Origin of the sequence: Rhodococcus sp. ACT016 (assembly GCF_050477185.1) — a bacterium.
Classification (GTDB): Bacteria; Actinomycetota; Actinomycetes; order Mycobacteriales; family Mycobacteriaceae; genus Prescottella.
This window is the reverse complement of the sequence record NZ_JBEAET010000001.1, coordinates 2,770,981-2,787,553: the sequence shown is the minus strand read 5'-3', so window position 1 is coordinate 2,787,553 and position 16,573 is coordinate 2,770,981. Positions and strand designations below refer to the sequence as shown.

16 protein-coding genes are annotated in these 16,573 nt (G+C 69.7%); 9 read left to right on the top strand and 7 right to left on the bottom strand.

The window, feature by feature from the left end:
• Positions 1 to 131: 131 nt before the first annotated feature.
• Both ACQ5DX_RS12795 and ACQ5DX_RS12790 read right to left on the bottom strand, forming a co-directional pair.
• Positions 132 to 1,670, bottom strand: coding sequence for a hypothetical protein (locus ACQ5DX_RS12795; protein ID WP_430332981.1), 1,539 nt, complete (start codon positions 1,668 to 1,670; stop codon positions 132 to 134).
• 255 nt (positions 1,671 to 1,925) lie between these two features.
• A complete protein-coding gene (locus ACQ5DX_RS12790) occupies positions 1,926 to 2,966 on the bottom strand; it encodes an NAD(P)-dependent alcohol dehydrogenase (RefSeq protein WP_430332980.1) in 1,041 nt (346 codons plus the stop codon).
• Positions 2,967 to 3,108: 142 nt separating this feature from the next.
• Here ACQ5DX_RS12790 and ACQ5DX_RS12785 point away from each other — a divergent pair, with 142 nt between their 5' ends.
• Entirely contained in the window at positions 3,109 to 4,320 is a 1,212-nt protein-coding gene (locus tag ACQ5DX_RS12785; protein WP_430332979.1) for a PucR family transcriptional regulator, read from the top strand.
• Between the two features lie 142 nt (positions 4,321 to 4,462).
• Entirely contained in the window at positions 4,463 to 5,713 is a 1,251-nt protein-coding gene (locus ACQ5DX_RS12780) for a cytochrome P450 (RefSeq protein WP_430332978.1), read from the top strand.
• Positions 5,714 to 5,738: 25 nt separating this feature from the next.
• On the opposite strand, the gene ACQ5DX_RS12775 is transcribed toward ACQ5DX_RS12780, so the two are convergent.
• A complete protein-coding gene (locus tag ACQ5DX_RS12775) occupies positions 5,739 to 5,894 on the bottom strand; it encodes a DUF6131 family protein (protein WP_430335638.1) in 156 nt (51 codons plus the stop codon).
• 240 nt (positions 5,895 to 6,134) lie between these two features.
• Here ACQ5DX_RS12775 and ACQ5DX_RS12770 point away from each other — a divergent pair, with 240 nt between their 5' ends.
• Complete coding sequence (locus ACQ5DX_RS12770; protein WP_430332977.1) at positions 6,135 to 6,290, top strand: hypothetical protein; 156 nt, start codon at positions 6,135 to 6,137, stop codon at positions 6,288 to 6,290.
• A gap of 46 nt (positions 6,291 to 6,336) precedes the next feature.
• On the opposite strand, the gene ACQ5DX_RS12765 is transcribed toward ACQ5DX_RS12770, so the two are convergent.
• Positions 6,337 to 8,412: an acyltransferase family protein gene (locus ACQ5DX_RS12765; RefSeq protein WP_430332976.1), complete on the bottom strand. Its 2,076-nt coding sequence runs from the start codon at positions 8,410 to 8,412 to the stop codon at positions 6,337 to 6,339.
• A gap of 158 nt (positions 8,413 to 8,570) precedes the next feature.
• Here ACQ5DX_RS12765 and ACQ5DX_RS12760 point away from each other — a divergent pair, with 158 nt between their 5' ends.
• The 4 genes from ACQ5DX_RS12760 to bioD are packed head-to-tail and all read left to right on the top strand — an operon-like array spanning position 8,571 to position 12,478.
• Positions 8,571 to 9,860, top strand: coding sequence for an adenosylmethionine--8-amino-7-oxononanoate transaminase (locus ACQ5DX_RS12760; protein ID WP_430335637.1), 1,290 nt, complete (start codon positions 8,571 to 8,573; stop codon positions 9,858 to 9,860).
• Between the two features lie 22 nt (positions 9,861 to 9,882).
• Positions 9,883 to 10,560, top strand: a complete 678-nt coding sequence (locus ACQ5DX_RS12755; protein WP_430332975.1) for a hypothetical protein — start codon at positions 9,883 to 9,885, stop codon at positions 10,558 to 10,560.
• Between the two features lie 47 nt (positions 10,561 to 10,607).
• Positions 10,608 to 11,792: an 8-amino-7-oxononanoate synthase gene (locus ACQ5DX_RS12750; RefSeq protein WP_430335636.1), complete on the top strand. Its 1,185-nt coding sequence runs from the start codon at positions 10,608 to 10,610 to the stop codon at positions 11,790 to 11,792.
• Entirely contained in the window at positions 11,789 to 12,478 is a 690-nt protein-coding gene (gene bioD, locus ACQ5DX_RS12745) for a dethiobiotin synthase (protein ID WP_430332974.1), read from the top strand. Before ACQ5DX_RS12750 ends, bioD begins: the two co-directional genes overlap by 4 nt.
• 44 nt (positions 12,479 to 12,522) lie before the next feature.
• On the opposite strand, the gene ACQ5DX_RS12740 is transcribed toward bioD, so the two are convergent.
• The 3 genes from ACQ5DX_RS12740 to ACQ5DX_RS12730 form a co-directional block, all read right to left on the bottom strand.
• Complete coding sequence (locus ACQ5DX_RS12740) at positions 12,523 to 12,786, bottom strand: DUF1876 domain-containing protein (protein ID WP_430332973.1); 264 nt, start codon at positions 12,784 to 12,786, stop codon at positions 12,523 to 12,525.
• Between the two features lie 112 nt (positions 12,787 to 12,898).
• Positions 12,899 to 14,347 carry an apolipoprotein N-acyltransferase gene (gene lnt / locus ACQ5DX_RS12735; RefSeq protein ID WP_430332972.1) on the bottom strand — a complete coding sequence of 483 codons (1,449 nt, stop codon included), beginning with the start codon at positions 14,345 to 14,347 and terminating at the stop codon, positions 12,899 to 12,901.
• Between the two features lie 189 nt (positions 14,348 to 14,536).
• Entirely contained in the window at positions 14,537 to 15,205 is a 669-nt protein-coding gene (locus tag ACQ5DX_RS12730) for a hypothetical protein (RefSeq protein ID WP_430332971.1), read from the bottom strand.
• A 261-nt stretch (positions 15,206 to 15,466) separates the two neighbouring features.
• On the opposite strand from ACQ5DX_RS12730, the gene ACQ5DX_RS12725 reads away from it, so the two are divergent.
• Positions 15,467 to 15,751, top strand: coding sequence for a hypothetical protein (locus ACQ5DX_RS12725; RefSeq protein WP_430332970.1), 285 nt, complete (start codon positions 15,467 to 15,469; stop codon positions 15,749 to 15,751).
• Between the two features lie 11 nt (positions 15,752 to 15,762).
• A complete protein-coding gene (locus ACQ5DX_RS12720) occupies positions 15,763 to 16,566 on the top strand; it encodes a hypothetical protein (protein WP_430332969.1) in 804 nt (267 codons plus the stop codon).
• Positions 16,567 to 16,573: the final 7 nt, after the last annotated feature.

Below are 16,573 nucleotides of genomic sequence, written 5' to 3'. Positions count from 1 at the left end.
GGCCGTCGAGGTCGACGACGCGGGCGGACGCAGCTAGCCTCGATCGTGCGACATCGCCGTCGCGACGGACGAGGTGCAGGTTGGCATGGACCTCGGTGTGGCGCTGTGTCCTGCATCCCGGCGATCGGCCGTCAGTCGTCGAGTGCTTCCTCGATGAGTGGTTCGAGGACGCGGTGGGCTTCGGGGGAGAGACCGGCGGTGAGGGCGTTGACGGCGTCGATGACCTCGTCGCGTTCCAGGGTGTAGAGGAACTGGTGCTTGCGGTTGAGGCCTGCGATCGTGTCGAGGAACCCGGTTGCTGCGGCGGTCACGGTGTTCTCATCGGTGGGTGAATCGTCGCGGATCTGACGGAGCGCCGCGACGAACGCTGCGCGGGCCTTCTTCGCGACCGTGCGGGGGATGCCGTCGCGGCCGTCCCAGCGACGAAGCGGGTTCTCGAGGTTCTCGGCCAACCATTCGGGCTTGCGGGGCCTGCGCACGGTCAGCTCGACGTTCGGTGCCTTCTTGTATCGGGCGCGCACGCGCGCAACGACTTCGGCGGGAACGCTGTCGAGGTCGAGACTCGTGAGTGTCGGGAGCTCGTCGGGGCCCGGGAAGCCGTCCGGCCCGTAGCCGAACAGGTCGCAGATCCACAGGGCAGTCAACCTCGGCAGGGCCTGCAACCCGTCGAGGTTGCGAAGCAGGCCCGGAGTGCCGAACAGGTGCAGCCAGGTGACGCTCGGGAAATGCTCGGCGACATCGGAGACATCCAGGTTCTCGATGGCGCCGATCCTCAGCCCGTGGGCGCGTTCGAGTCCGTGGACTGTAGGCACGCTTCCGGTGAGGTGCACGGTGATCCAACGGCCGGCGTCGTCGGCGACGACGTGCAGGTCGGAGCCGACGTCCCCTCCCGTGCTCTGCAGATTCAAGAGGTCGAGGCAGGGTGGCAGCACCAGGCGCTCGAGTCCGGTGATGTCGATCGTGAGCCGCTCGAGGCCCGTGCGGGACAGGTCGATCTCGCGTTGCCCGTGCCGCGTGAGGGTCAGTTCCTTGACGAGCGGTGAGGATTCCAGGAACGGCAGGAGGTCGTCTCGCCACGATCGGAGTGCCACCTGGTAGAGCGCGGGCCAAGCGCGGAGCGACTCCATCCGGAAATCCTCGCCGACCGAGTAGTAGCCGGCGTCGTCGCTGAATGCGCAAGCGGCGAGCAGGCGCGATTCGTACTGAGCACCGCTGTCGGAGTATGTGAGGCCCGGCATCGTCACGGTTTCCTCACTCTCGAGCGCCGTCCGGAACGCCGCCGTCGTTTCGCTCGGGAGCGCGTCCCACCGGCACTGCCGAATGACGTCAGGGGCGAAATCCCAAGCGTCGTAGGAACGCGTGGCGGTATCACCGGTCACGGGAAGCGTGCCGATCCGCACGTACTCGGCGGGCACTTCGACGGGTACGTTCTTCAGGACCTCGGCGGGCGTCCAGAACATGAAGTCCCGGACCATCCGCGGCACGTCGGCAAGTGCGGTGATCTCGGGCGCTGTGGTGCCGGCCCACGCGAGCACCGCTACCGTCGCAATCGCTCGCGCATCGTCGACGGCGACCACCTGGCATGCTCCGTGGCGCCCGATGCGCTCGAGCGGGAAGGCGAAAACGTCTCCAGGACAGGCGATGACGGCGGGGGAGTCGGGTTCTGTCAACGCGGGCAACCTTCGGCAGTGGAGACGACCGTGCGGGATCATCGCCCGCACGGGGACACGATACGGAATCTCCCAGCCGACGGCCGGGCGTCCCAGTCGCGACGGAATTCTCTCGGTGCCCCGCGACCCCTGGCAGGGTTGGTGGTGATCGGCTGCTCGGTGCTCGTCCTGCCACCGTGCTGCGCCGACCACCGCCGAAACCTAAGTACACGGATACCGGCTCGGCTACGAAGTGCCGGGGTCGCGCAGCGTCGCCTACGGCACGATGACCGCCCTACCCCGCAGCGTTCCGGCGGCCAGCCGCCGATAGGCCTCCACGCCCTCGTCGAGGGAGAACCGCTCGACCGCGATGTCCAGGACACCCTGGTGCGCCAGCTCGATCAACTCGATCAGCTCGCTGCGCGAACCCCAGTACGGGGAAGCGACATTCGTCTCGAATGCCCCGGTGAAGAAGCCGACCCGGGCCGCGGACTTCCCGTCGCCGAGCCCGACGATCGTGACGTCCGACCCCACGCCGGCTACGGCGGTGGCGATGTCGAGGGTGGGCTGCACGCCCACGAAGTCGAGCACCAGCGCCGCGCCGGCGCTGCCGGTGATCTTCCGGACGTTCGCGGCGGCGTCGGTGTTCGACAGCACCGTCTCGTGTGCGCCGACCTCGCGTGCGAACGCGAGCTTCTCGTCATTGACGTCGAGCGCGATCACGCGGGCGGGGGACAGGTGACGCAGCAGTTGGATGCCGACGTGTCCGAGTCCGCCGGTGCCGATCACCACGGCGTACGAGCCGGCCCGCAGCTTGCCCAATGAGCGCTTGATCGCGTGGTACGGCGTGAGGCCGGCGTCGGTGAGTGGGACGGTGGCGACGGGATCGAGATCGCCGATGGGCACGAGGTGCCGGGGCGAGTCGACGATCATGTACTCGGCGATCGCACCGGGTGCGCCGAGTCCGGGCGGTGCGATACCGAGTTCCCTTGCGCGGGAACAGTAATTCTCAAGTCCCTGCGCGCAGTGCCAGCACCGACCACAACCCCACGGCCCGTACACGACGACGTTCGTGCCGATGTCGAGATCGGTGACGCCGGCGCCGACGGCGGCCACGCGGCCCGCACCCTCGTGGCCGAGAGTCATCGGCAGGTCGTAGCCGAACTGCTCCGCCGGCAGACTCATGATGAATTCGTCCGAGTGGCAGACACCTGCGGCGGTGACCTCGAGGAGTACCTCGCCCGGACCGGGTTCCGGTGTCGGGATCTCGACGAGTTCGGGCTCCGCGCCGATCCGGGTGTACTGGATTGCCTTCACGCTGCGCTCCTTGGGGGCGATCTACTCGTGCCGTCGAGCATTCCACGTCGGATCGGTTCGTGCGGGTCGAGCTCGGCAGGGGGGTGGCACTGTCACAATTGTCCCAGGGGCTCGGCCTCGGGCTTTGGGGGAAGGGGACACGGTGGACGACGAACCACGTGCCGATCTGTGGTTGCGGACCTATCTCACGACGACGTTGACGCGGGAACAGTTGGACGCCTTTCTCGACGGTCTGGAGGAGTCGTTCACCACGGACGTCCCGGAACTCGCGTCCGACCCGGAGCTGCAGCGGGATCTGCGCGTCGCGATCCGCAGTCAGTTGAGCGCCTTCCTGGACGCCGCGGCGCCGGCGGCGGGCGGCACCACCGTGGCTCCCGTGTCGAAGGAGGCGCACGCGCTCGCCCGCACCGTCGCCCAGCGCGGCCTCGAGCTGCGGGTCCTCTCGCAGCTCTACCACGCGGGCCACCGGGCGATGCTCGGCTTCGCGACCGAGTTCCTCGACAAGGGGGATCTCGACCCGAGGTTCAAGCTTCAGGTGCTCGCCACGATGTGGTCGCAGACCAGTGAGTTGCTCAATGCCATGCTCGACGAACTGGCCGCGACCTACTCGCAGGAGCGGGAGCGTCTGCTGCAGGGCGCCTTCTCGTCCCGGATCACCACGGTGCGGGAGATCCTCGACGGCGGCGGCGACGTCGGGGGCGCGTCGGCCCGGCTCGACTACTCACTCCGGCGGGCGCACACCGCGATCGTCGCCTGGGTCGACGAAACTGCGCCGCTCACCGGTTCACTGGAGTCGTCCGTCGCGCGCCTGGCCGGCCACCGTCGCCACCTGTCGGTTCCGTCCGGGGCCCACGGCGTGTGGGCCTGGATCGCCCACGACGACATCGACGACGATTCCTTGCCGATGGATCCGTCGGCGATCCCGTCGGGTGTGCGGATCGCGGTCGGCGAGCCGGCGAAGGGGATCGACGGCTTCCGGCGCAGCCACCGCGAAGCACAGGCAGCGCAGCGGATCGCCGAGACCGGCAAGCGTCGAAACACTGTGACGCGGTACGCCGACGTGGAGGTGGCGTCGATGCTGTCGGCAGACCCGGCACGGATGCAGACACTGATGGAACGGGAACTTCCGGGGCTGCTGGGGGAGGATGCCGCAGCCGAACGGCTCCGGGACACGTTGCGGGAGGTCCTCGCGTGCCACGGCAACCACGAGTCCGCCGCCCGCCGGCTGGGCGTCCACAAGAACACTGTGAGGTACCGGATGCAACGTGTGGAGGAGATTCTGGGGCACGACGTCCTGAGTCGGCGGCTGAAGATCGAACTCGCGCTCGAGTGCTTCGACGTGTTCGGCGGGTGAGGACCTTCGACCCTGTGCGAGCCGCACAAAAGTGCGGCGACCGACTGGACTGATCGGCCAAGCGCCGCCGCCCTCTCTCGTGTGACGATCTTCACGTCGGCCGGCTCGTCGTCGGCGACGTCTTCGAGTGAAGGAGTATGGCGTGACGACAGTTTCCGGTGTCCCCGAGGGTTTCGACTTCACCGACCCCGACGTGTACGAGCAGCGGTTGCCGATCGCGGAGTTCGCCGCGCTGCGCCGGTCGGCCCCGGTCTGGTGGGTCGAGCAGCCACCGACGAAGGGCGGATTCGCCGACGAGGGTTACTGGGCGGTGACCCGGCACGAGGACGTCAAGGAGGTCTCCCGAAACAGCGAGGTGTTCTCGACGTGGGAGAACACCGCGATCGCGCGCTTCTCCGACGACATGCCGCGCGAGACCGTCGAGATGATGCGGCACCTGCTGATCAACAAGGACGCCCCCGAACACACCAAGCTCCGCAAGGTCATCGCCCGCGGTTTCACGCCGCGCGCCGTGCAGAGTCTGCGCCCGGCACTACAGGCGCGCGCCGAGAAGATCGTGCAGGACGCGCTCGCAGCCGGCACCGGTGACTTCGTCGAACAGGTCGCGTGCGAGTTGCCGCTACAGGCCATCGCCGAGCTGATCGGTGTGCCGCAGGAGGATCGCCACAAGATCTTCGACTGGTCGAACCAGATGATGGGCTACGACGATCCGGAGTTCGCGCAGGAATCGGCGACAGCGTCGGCAGAGATCCTCGCGTACTCGTACGCGATGGCCGAGGACCGGCGCAAGTGTCCCGCGAAGGACATCGTAACCACGCTCGTCGAGGCCGACATCGACGGCGACGCGCTGGCGTCGGAGGAGTTCGGGTTCTTCGTGCTGTTGCTCGCCGTCGCGGGCAACGAGACCACCCGCAACGCGATCACGCACGGGATCATGGCGTTCATGGACAACCCGGACCAGTGGGAGCTGTACAAGCGGGAGCGTCCGGCCACGGCCGTCGACGAGATCATCCGCTGGGCGACGCCGGTGGTCGGATTCCAGCGAACGGCATTGGCGGATACCGAACTCGGCGGCCAGACGATCCGCAAGGGGGACCGGGTCGTGATGTTCTATTCGTCGGCGAACTTCGACGAGGAGGTGTTCGACAATCCGACGAAGTTCGACATCACTCGCGCCGACAACGATCACCTCAGCTTCGGCGGCACCGGTGCACACTTCTGCATCGGCGCGAACCTCGCGCGCATGGAGATCGAGCTGATGTTCAACGCGCTCGCCGACCACATGCCCGACATCACCAAGCTGGGGGACCCGCGCCGGCTGCGGTCCGGGTGGATCAACGGCATCAAGGAGCTTCAGGTCGACTACACGGGCAAGTGCCCGGTGGCCCACTGATCCGATCCGTTCGCGCGGCCGGCGGTCAGTACCAATGGCGTCGGCCGCCGACCGCTCGGCCGGTAGCGCCGAGCAGCGCGAGAATCACTCCGATCACCAGGACCACGATTCCGATGGTCCAGAGGAGGGAAACGCCTGTCAGGAATCCGATGAGCAGCAAGATCAACCCGAGCACGATCATCTCGTGCCTCACTCTCCATCTCGTGACGTCGCGCCGATGACGTCGTCTGCCGGATGGGCGCCTACCTACTCGGTGTTCCCGATTCGGTCGGCTCCAAACTCTCGGCCTCCGGGCGCATCGCGCCGAAGGGGACAATCGGCGCTCCCGCAGCGCGGCCTGCGACGGCTGTCATTCCGGAGGGCACGGAAGTCGTGGAATATCCGAACTCGGCCGGTCGGTGCGGCCTTTCCGCCGACGGCGGTGCTGATCGACTGGCGCGACCGCTACCTGCGGGTGTGGGACGGATACATCGACGAACTCGAGCCAAACGACGATTACAAGATCGATCGACGTGCGGTGCTCGTCGGCACCTTCGAGCGGGCCATCGCGGTCGCTACCGAGCGGGAACGGACCTAGCCGTCCGCGCCCGCTGACGGTCGACGCGAAGCGCCGCCGCGGCCCGTCACCACCACCCGGTGACGGGAGCGAGGAGACGATCGAGCTCGGGGGCGAGGGTGCGGACGTAGGTCGCGGTGAGGTGGTTGGAGTCGCGATAGATCAGAACGTTGCCCTCGATCACGCGGCAGCGGTCGGTCCGGCACACGGCGTCGGACAGGTCGAGCAGTTGGACGTTCGACAGGTCGGCGATCGCGGCCTGCGCCGGATCGACCTCCGCCAGAACATTGGCGCGGTCGATCCCGCAGGAGTCGGCGCTGCCGCCGCGTCGGGCGAGGCAGTCGGCGGCCCGGTACTGCACGCCGTTACTTTGCAACCATGGCGTGTCCCGGAGGCCGATCACCTCCAGATCGCGATCGGCGAGTTCCTGCCACAGCGCGACGTAGGTGTCGGGTGTGTAGTCACCAGGTTCGTTGTCCGGTAGGGGACGGGTGGAGGTGCTGAACACGAAGTCGGGTCGGGCGTCGGTGAGGGCGTCGACCACGTTGAACGTCCACTCCTCGCACTCGCCGACGTCGGCGTCGGGGGTTGGGGGCAGCACCGCAGGGCAACCCACCTTCACATAGGTTTCCACCCGGAATCCGTGCTCCTGGCCGAGCAGGTCGAGTGCGGGCAGCCAATGCTCGGCGTGCGAACCACCGATCAAAGCGATCGCATGTTCGGCGCCGGGATCCCCGTAGGTGCAGGTCAGAGCGTCGATCTGGCCCGGCTGTGAGATGCAGTCGTCGAGCGTGGTCGCGGGGAGATCGGCGTGCGCCACGAAACGGGACGGCTCCTCCCGGACATGGGGAGCATCGGAGCCCGAGACGAGCGCGGCCGCTCCGGGGTAGATCTGCGGGTCCAGCTCGGTCTGCTGTGCCCACTGGTCGGTGCGGTGGTCGATGAACGCGGCCCACGTCACCGATCCCGCGGCGAGCAGGACGGTCAGCACGGAGGCGCCCGCGACCAGCGCGGTCCGCGTGCGTCCGGTGCCGGCCGGGCGCCGGATCGGTGTCTCGATCAGTCGGGTGGTCAGTTCCGCGAGAACCAGCGACAGCGCGATCACGATGAGGCCGCCCTCCGGCCCGGCCTCCGTGTGGCCTCTGATGACGAGATACGCGATCAGGATCGGCCAGTGCCACAGGTACAGCGCGTACGCGATCGTGCCCAGCCGCACCAGCGGCCGTGAGGCGAGCACGCGGGTGAACGGGTTGTCCGCCGCGCCGTCCGCCTCGGCGCTGCCGGCGACGATCAGCGCGAGTGCGGCGCCGACCGGGACCAGCGCCCACGGACCGGGGAACTGCGTGCGACCGTCCACCAGCATGCCGCACGCGAAGACGATCGCGAGACCCGCGACGGACAGCGCGATCCGGGCCGGGCGCGGTACCCGCAACCACGGCGCCACGCAGGCGAGGATGCCGCCGGCGAGCAGTTCCCACATACGCGCGCCGGTGTCGTAATACAGCCACGTCTGGGGCAGGTCGCTCGTGGCCGCGTACGTCAGCGACGCGACCGCGAGGACCGCCAGCAGGACCGTCAGCGGACCACGGATCGAGCGGCCGCGAGCACGCAGCAACCACGCGAACCCGAACACCACGACGATTGCCGCCAGATAGAACTGGCCCTGCACGGAGATGGACCAAAGATGTTGCAGCGGACTGACGGACGGGTCGGCGGCCAGGTAGTCGCTCGCGCTGTCGGCGAGATGCCAGTTCTGGAGGAACAGCAGCGACGCCGTCGTCTGTTTCGCCGTCTCGTACCACGACGTGGCGGGGTGGTACGAGACCGTGAACACCGCGACCGCGGCGAGGACGACGACGAGGGCCGGCACGAGGCGTCGGGTGACACGACGCACGACGGGGACCGGGTCCAGCGGTGCCGCGGACTCGGCGGTCCGCAGCAGCGACGCGACGAAGAAGTAACCCGACAGCGCAAGGAAGATGTCGACACCGCCGGAGACCCGGCCGAACCACACGTGGTACGCGACCACCAACCCGATCGCAAGACCGCGGAGCCCGTCGAGATCGTGGCGGTAAGCCGCGCGGACGCGCGGCGGCGAGTCCTGCTGACGATCAATCGAACGGTCGGTGGCGCGAGCTGACACGCAGTCCTCTCCGGTCTGGGCGGCGGGGGTGGGGGGCCGCCCCGGACCTCGAGGTCGACGGCGACGCCTACACGTTACCTGCCTGTCGCCTCGGTGTTACCTAGCGGTGCACCGGCGAGGCGGGCCACCTACAGTCGGGCGGCGTGAACCTCACGAGCATGCACTCCGACAGGATCGTCGAGATCGACACCACGCACCTGTGGCACCCGTACGGCGCGTTCCCGGCCTCCACGGCCCCGCTGGTCGTCGAGTCCGCGAGCGGTGCCCGGCTGACGCTCGCCGACGGCACCGAGCTGGTCGACGGAATGAGTTCCTGGTGGTCGGCCGTGCACGGCTACCGCAACCCGGTGCTCGACGCCGCCGTCACCGATCAGCTCGGCCGGATGAGTCACGTGATGTTCGGCGGGCTCACCCACGCGCCCGCCGCCCGACTCGCCGAGCTGCTGGTCCGGATCACCCCGGAGGGGCTCGACAAGGTGTTCCTCGCCGATTCCGGTTCGGTGTCCGTCGAGGTGGCCGTGAAGATGTGCCTGCAGTTCTGGCGGAGCAAGGGCCGGCCCGAGAAGCACCGGCTGCTGACGTGGCGCGGCGGCTACCACGGCGATACGTTCGCCCCGATGAGCGTCTGCGACCCCGACGGCGGCATGCACTCGATGTGGACCGACGTCCTGGCCCGGCAGGTGTTCGCGCCCGCGCCGCCGCGCGACTTCGACCCCGCCTACGTCGCCGAGCTGGAGCGGATCGTCGTCGATCATCGCGACGAACTGGCCGCGATCATCGTCGAACCCGTCGTCCAGGGTGCCGGCGGCATGCGCTTCCATCACCCCGACTACCTGCGGGAGCTGCGCCGGCTGTGCGACGAGCACGACCTGCTGCTGGTGTTCGACGAGATCGCGACGGGCTTCGGGCGCACCGGGGAACTGTTCGCCGCCGACCATGCGGGCCTCGCCCCGGACGTGATGTGCATCGGCAAGGCGCTCACCGGCGGGTACCTCACGCTCGCCGCGACCATGTGCACCACCGAGGTCGCCGAGGTGATCAGCGCCGGCGAGGGCGGAGGGATCATGCACGGCCCGACCTTCATGGGGAACCCGATGGCCTGCGCCGTCGCGGTCGCGGCGGTCGAGTTGCTGCTCTCGCGGGACTGGCGGGCCGAGGTCGCGGCGCTGAACGAGGGACTCGAGCGCGGCCTGGCACCGGCCCGGGACGTGCCCGGCGTCGTGGACGTGCGGGTGCTCGGCGGCATTGGGGTGATCGAACTGGCGCGCCCCGTCGACATGCAGTCGGTGACCGACGCGGCCGTCGGCGCGGGAGTATGGCTGCGACCGTTCCGGAACCTGATCTACGCGATGCCGCCGTACGTGTGCACCGCCGAGGAGATCGAGCGCATCGCGGCCGGGATGGTCGCGGCGGCGCGCAGTCAATCGCCGAGTGGCGCCCAAATGTGATCTACGTCGCTACAGTCCCCGTGTGGACAGCGACCGAGTGCCCCGTGCCCGCCGGGTGACCGGTCTGCTCGTCCTCGTCGGACTGCTCACGGGGCTGGCCGCCGCTCTGGTCTGGCACTTCGCGGCGCCGCCGGGTTCGGGCCCGCTCGCCGCGAGTGCGTGGGGTGGGCCGCGGCGCCCGAGTTGGTCGCCGAGCCTGCCGCTGCTGTCGGCGCTCGGGATGCTCGTCGGGTGGTTCGTGGCGGCGTGCGCGAACGCCGAGGGGTGGCGCATCGTGCGCGTGCCGTCCGCCGGGCACGGGGCGCTGGTGGCGCTGGTCGGCGGAACCGCGGTGGTCGCCGGGGTGTGCTTCGCGTGGGCGTGGACGGAGGCGCCGCCGTCCGCGCCCGCGGGTGGAGCGATGGAGGTTGTCCTGACCGAGGCGGCGCCGGAGGACGCGCCCCAGCTCGGGGCGGAGTTCTGCGGCGATCCGGGAATGCTGTGCGTCTTCGCGCCCGACGAGCAGGCGGGCGCCGAACCGTCGGCCCCCGACGTCGCCGACGCGGCGGCAGCCGATCGATCGCCGGGTTCGATCCGGGTCGGCGTCGGTTCTCCCTGGCTGGCGTTCCCGATCCTGTGCGCGCTCGTCGCGGCCGTCTCCGTCGTGCCGGTGCTCGGAACCGGCGCCCGCGTGGTGCGGTGGACGGCCGGTCGCCGCTGACGATGGGCCCGGCCAAGCCCACTTGAACGCCGTTCAAGTGGGCTTGTATCGTGCTGCGAGTGGGTATCGAACGCACCGAGAGCGCTGCATGCACTGCACTGGACTGGCTGGACGACGTCGAGACCGAACGGCGAGCGGCCGGCCTCCGACGTGAGCTGCGGGCGCGGGATGCGTCCGATCCGGTGATCGACCTGGCGTCCAACGACTACCTGGGTCTGGTGCGGCACCCCGAGGTGGTCGCCGGCGCGGTCGACGCGGTGCGTCGCTGGGGATGCGGGTCGACGGGCTCCCGTCTGGTCACCGGCACGACGTCCGATCACGAACTGCTCGAACGCGAGCTGGCCGACTTCGTCGGTGCGGAGTCCGGGCTGGTGTTCGCGAGCGGGTACGCCGCGAATCTCGGTGCCGTGACCGCACTTTCGGGCAAGGACTCGCTGATCGTCTCCGACGCCGGGGCGCACGCGTCGCTGGTCGACGCCTGCCGACTGTCGCGGGCGCGGGTGGTCGTCGCGCCGCACGCCGACGTCGAGTTCCTGCGTCGCACGCTCGCCGAGCGCGCCGAGGAGCGCGCACTGGTCCTCACCGACTCGGTGTTCAGTGCCGACGGCGACCTGGCCCCCCTCGTCGACATGCATCGCATGTGCCGCGAGCATGGCGCGGTGCTCCTCGTCGACGAGGCACATGGCATCGGGGTGCGTGGGCGCGGTGGTCGTGGGCTGGTCCAGGAGGTGGGCCTGGCCGGTGAGCCCGACGTCGTGGTCACCGCAACGCTGTCGAAGTCGCTGGCCAGCCAGGGCGGCGCGGTGCTCGCATCGGCGAAGGTGCGCGCCCACCTGATCGACACGGCCCGCACGTTCATCTTCGACACCGGTCTCGCACCGGCCGCGGTGGGCGCCGCGCGGGCGGCGCTGTCGGTGCTGATCCGGGAACCGCAGCGGGCGGCGGCGGTGCTCGACCGGGCACGGGAGCTGGCCCGGATCACCGGCGTCGACGAGCCCGAGTCCGCTGTGGTGTCGGTGGTGCTCGGCGATCCCGACGTCGCCTACGCGGCCGCGGCCGCCTGTCGCGAGCGTGGACTGCACGTGGGCTGCTTCCGGCCGCCGTCGGTCCCGGAGGGCACGTCGCGGCTGCGGCTGACGGCCCGCGCGACGATCGACGCCGACGAGATGTCGCGCATCGAATCCGTTCTGGCCGAGGTGCTTTCGGATCGAATGGCGGGGGTGTCGGCGTGAGCATCCTGGTGGTGTCCGGCACGTCCACCGATGTCGGCAAGACCGTCGTCACCGCGGCGCTCGCGGCCGCCCTGCAGGCCGCCGGTCGGTCGGTCGCGGTGTTCAAGCCCGCGCAGACCGGGATCGCGCCGGGCGAGCCGGGCGATCTGGCCGAGGTCACGCGGCTCAGCGGCGTGACGTCGACCGTCGAGCTGGCCCGCTATCCCGAGCCTCTCGCGCCGGACACCGCGGCCCGCCGCGTCGGGATGCCGCTGCTCACCCGCGACGATGTGGTGGCGGCCGCGCGCGACCTCGACACACACCACGACGTGACGCTGCTCGAGGGTGCGGGCGGGCTGCTGGTGCGTCTGGGCACCGACGGGTTCACCGTGCGCGACGTCGCCGCCGACCTCGACGTCCCCGTCGTCGTGGTGGCGGCCGCCGGTCTCGGGACCCTCAACCACTGCGCGCTCACCGCGGAGGCGCTGGCGTCGGCGGGCGTCAAGTGCGGCGGCTTCGTTGTCGGCGCGTGGCCGGGGCAGCCGGACCTCGCGGCCCGGTGCAATCTCGACGACCTGCCCGCGGTCACGGGTGCCCCGTTGGTGGGACGGGTGCCCGCTGGGGTCGCCGTTTCCCGAGTGGCGGAGTTCGCCGCAGCCGCCCCGGGTTGGTTCGAGCCCGAATGGCTCGCCACGCTGGCCGGTTGAGCCGAGCGGGACCGGAGCGTGGTCCGCGTCGGCGGGCGCGGCGCCTATTCGCTCAGATGCGCGGGGGCGTGGGTGACGCCCTCGATGTCACCAACTGTTGCTTCGATCAGCTGATGCGCCAGGTCTGCCAGCGCGCGTGCCGTCGCAAGCTCGTCACCGATCCTTGGAACGTTCCGGTCCACGGGGTTGCGTCGTGCCAGTCCGACTCCGACCAGCGTCGTGTCCTTGGTATGCAGGCGCGCCGTCGAGCGAGTGCGGCTCTCGTGCTCGTCGATGGCGATGTCCACGCTCCACTGTTCCGTGTCCATGACCGAGCTCCTCTCGGGTCCGTTCCCGGCGAAGCCCGTTCGCCGGGCGTATACGAGGAAGTCAACCGTCTCGGGACACGATGCGGTAGGGCCATGCAGCCCCATACGAGCCTCACTGCAGGCTCTCCTCGACGGTCGACGGCGCGCGCCGGCGGGTGAGCGCTCCCGCCGCGTATCCGATCACGATCGCCGCGCAGAGACCGGGGACGTAGTTGCCGAGCCGGTCGTAGACGGTGTTCTCCGTGTGAAGGGGTACTTCGGCGAGCAGAACGCCGTGCTGGTCGGCGGGCATGGACCCGAGGCGGCGTCCACGCGCGTCGAATGCGGCCGACTCGCCCGTCAGCGCGGCCGCAGCGACCGGGCGCCCGCTCTCCGCGGCCCGCAGGGCACCGAACGACGCCAGTTGCGCTGGCGCCCAACTGCCTTGGAAGGTGGCCGTCGAGGTCTGGTACACGAGCAGGTCCGCGCCCGCCCTCGCCTGCGCGCGGGCCATGTCCGGGAAGGTCTCCTCGAACGAGATGAGCGGTCCGACACGGAGACCGCCCGCGTTCATCACGATCAACCGGTCGCCGGGCCGCCGGTTCTGTGCCGCCGCGGCGGTGACGTGGCTGAGCCAGCCCAGTTGATTGCGGAACGGGACGTATTCGCCGAACGGGACCAGCCGGGTCTTCCGGTAGGTGTCGAGGATTCCGTGGTCGTCGATCAGGACGGAAGTTTTCGAGATCGCGCCGGACGTGCCGGCCGACGCGTCGACGTTCACGAGGAGCTTTGCTCCAGTTGCCGCGGCCAGCGAGCGGAGCCGGGAGCGCAGCGCGGGGTCTGCGGCAGGATCGGTGTCGACGCTGCTCTCACCCCACACCACGAGGTCGACTGGCGTGGCGATCTGCCGGGACAGTTCTTCCTCGACCGCGAGCACGTCGCCGTGCACGATCCCCGGCTGCACGAGCGCCACGACCGCGACGTCGGTCTGCGGTACCGCAGGTCGGTAAGCGGACCAGAGCGGACCCGATGCGACCGCTACCACCACGGTCACCGCCCCGACGGCCCGGGTGGCCGCGCCGCCGACGACACACAGGGTGACCCCGACATTCGCCGCCACGATCGCGAAGCTGACCAGCCATACTCCGCCGAGCGCGGCGAGTGCGAGCACGTCGGGGTGCTGCCATTGGGTGGCACCGAGCAGCGACCACGGCCCACCGAGCCATTGCCAGGACCGGATCACCTCGACCAGTACCCACCCCGCCGGCACGACGACCGCGGCCGCCGCAGCCCGCCGACCGGTGAGCGGCGCCCGCAGCGCATCCCACACGAGCACGCCCCACCCGGCCCACAGCAGCGCGAGTGCGCCTACGGCCAGCGGGAAGAACCAGACCAGATTGGGTGCCACCCAGTTCTGCGTGCCCGCGAGGAACCCGACGCCGGCCAGCCAGCCGCGCAATCCGGCCTCGCGCGCGGTGACCGCGGCACGCAGGAGCAGCACCACCGGCACCAGGCACACCCATGCGAGGACGCCGAGGTTCGGCGCGGGCATCGCCAGCAGGGGCAGTGCCCCCGCGGCCAAGACCGCTACTCGCGGCACCCACCGTGAACGCGTCGCACCGACCGTCCGCTCCGGTGCACGGCCACCGTGAGCGGGCATTTTCCCGGACGACGCTCCGCGGGACACGTGTCCAGTCTAGGAGTCCGCGCCTGCGTGAAGACCATCGCTGGGCTGGCCCACGAGGCTCGTCCGAACGCCCAGGCTGCGATCTCAGATGACGATGTGGCAGTAGATGCGGTCACCGCGCGCAACGGCACCGGCGGCGAGCTCGGCCAGTGCGGTGAGGAACGGCGCGGATGCCTCGGACGGCTCCGCTGCTTCGTCGAACACCCAGGCGCGGGCCGCGGCGGCGATCGCGTCGGAATCGAGGTCCGCGAGCGCATCGCGCAACTCGTCGGCGACGGTCAGGACTAGGCAGTCGCCGTCCTCACCGGCGGAGACGAGCGATCCGCGCCGCGGGCCGGCCGTGATCTCCTCGTAGGTCCGCCCGGTGAGTACCGCCTCGAGCCTGCCGAGCGAGACGGTCGGGTCGATCCTCTTTGCGTGCAGGACCGGGGTGCCGCTCGCTGCAGCCCGGATCCGTGGGCGGGACGCCTCCTCCGCGGAGGCCCGATTCAGCTCGTCGTCGGCAGTGACGACGTCCGGGTCGACGTCGATCAGGCCGTCGAGGGCGGTGGCGGCGACCTCGTCCGAAGGGGCGGTGAAGTAGTCGGTGATGACAGACATGACCGGCATCGTCGCACGGATGGCATCGGGGGCATGGGAGCCGGGACCGGCGACTTCGCACGCGCCATCGACCGCTTGGACCGGACCGCGAGCACCCTTGCGGCGCAGCAGGTGGGCGGCCGGGACGTGATGGTCGGCGGCGGACCCGATCATTACCCGGCGCAGTACGTGCTCACGCGCGGGGAAGGCATCGCACTCGGTGACATCGCATCCGACACGCTGACCTCCTCTCGTCGGGAGCTTCGAGGCGGGAGACGGTCACTTGTCGGGCACCGCTGCTGTCCGGGTATTTCGCGGCGACGGGACGACGCTTCACGTACTGTGAGTGCCATCACATCGTGTAGGCAGATCGGGCGGCGACCGACAGCCCTGCCGCCGCACCGGTCCGACCGAGGAATCGACTCGGAGGTACGGATGTCCACCACCGAAGTGATGGAGTTACAGCGCACGATCGGCCATCTGCGCCAATGCGTGGGGTCGCTGCGCAATGTCTACGGCGACGCGTCGGCGGTCCGCCGGCTCGTCAACGATGTCGACCGTCTCGACATCGACGCTCACGATCTCGACGAATCTCCGCCCCGCCCGACCGTCGGTGCCACGTCGGAACGGGTACAAGTACCCGACACCCCGTACGACCGGTCGCTGTGGCAGGGCGCGGACGACGAGGGGCTCGGCGGCAACCCGCACGAGTCGGTGTGAGGACGCCACGCGTGACCGAGATCGGCGCACCGCCGCCGGCTCGGGCGGATATCGCTGCGCGCACGCTGCGGACCGACCGGTGGTGGCTGGCGCCGCTGCTCACCACGCTCGGCCTGGCGGTGTTCGTCGTCTATGCGACGATCCGGTCGTTCGTCCGGACGGCGTACTGGGTGGACGACTACCACTACCTCACGCCGTTCTATTCGCCCTGTATCAGCGCGTCGTGCGAGCCGGGCGCGAGTCATTTCGGTACGTGGGTCGGCGAGCTGCCGATGTGGATCCCGCTCGGGTTCCTGGTGCTGCCGTTCCTGCTCGGCTTCCGGGTCACCTGCTACTACTACCGCCGCGCCTACTACCGCTCGATCTGGTTCGCGCCGCCGGCGTGCGCCGTCGCGGAACCGCACGCCCGGTACACCGGGGAGACGCGGCTGCCGCTGATCATCCAGAACTCGCACCGCTACTTCTTCTACGTCGCGCTCGTCGTGTCGTTGGTCAACACGCAGGACGCGGTGCGGGCGTACGAGGGGCCGAACGGCAGCTTCGGTCTGGGTCTGGGCAGCCTCATCATCACCGGCAACGTGATCCTGCTCTGGGCGTACACGGTCTCGTGCCACTCGTGCCGGCACGTCACCGGTGGCCGCCTCAAACACTTTTCCGCGCATCCGGTCCGGTACCGGTTGTGGACGTGGGTGAGCCGGCTCAACACCCGGCACATGCAGTTGGCGTGGACCACGCTGGGCACGCTCATCGTCACCGACTTCTACATCATGCTGGTCGCGAGCGGCACGATCTCGGACCTGCGATTGATCAACTGAGTTCCCT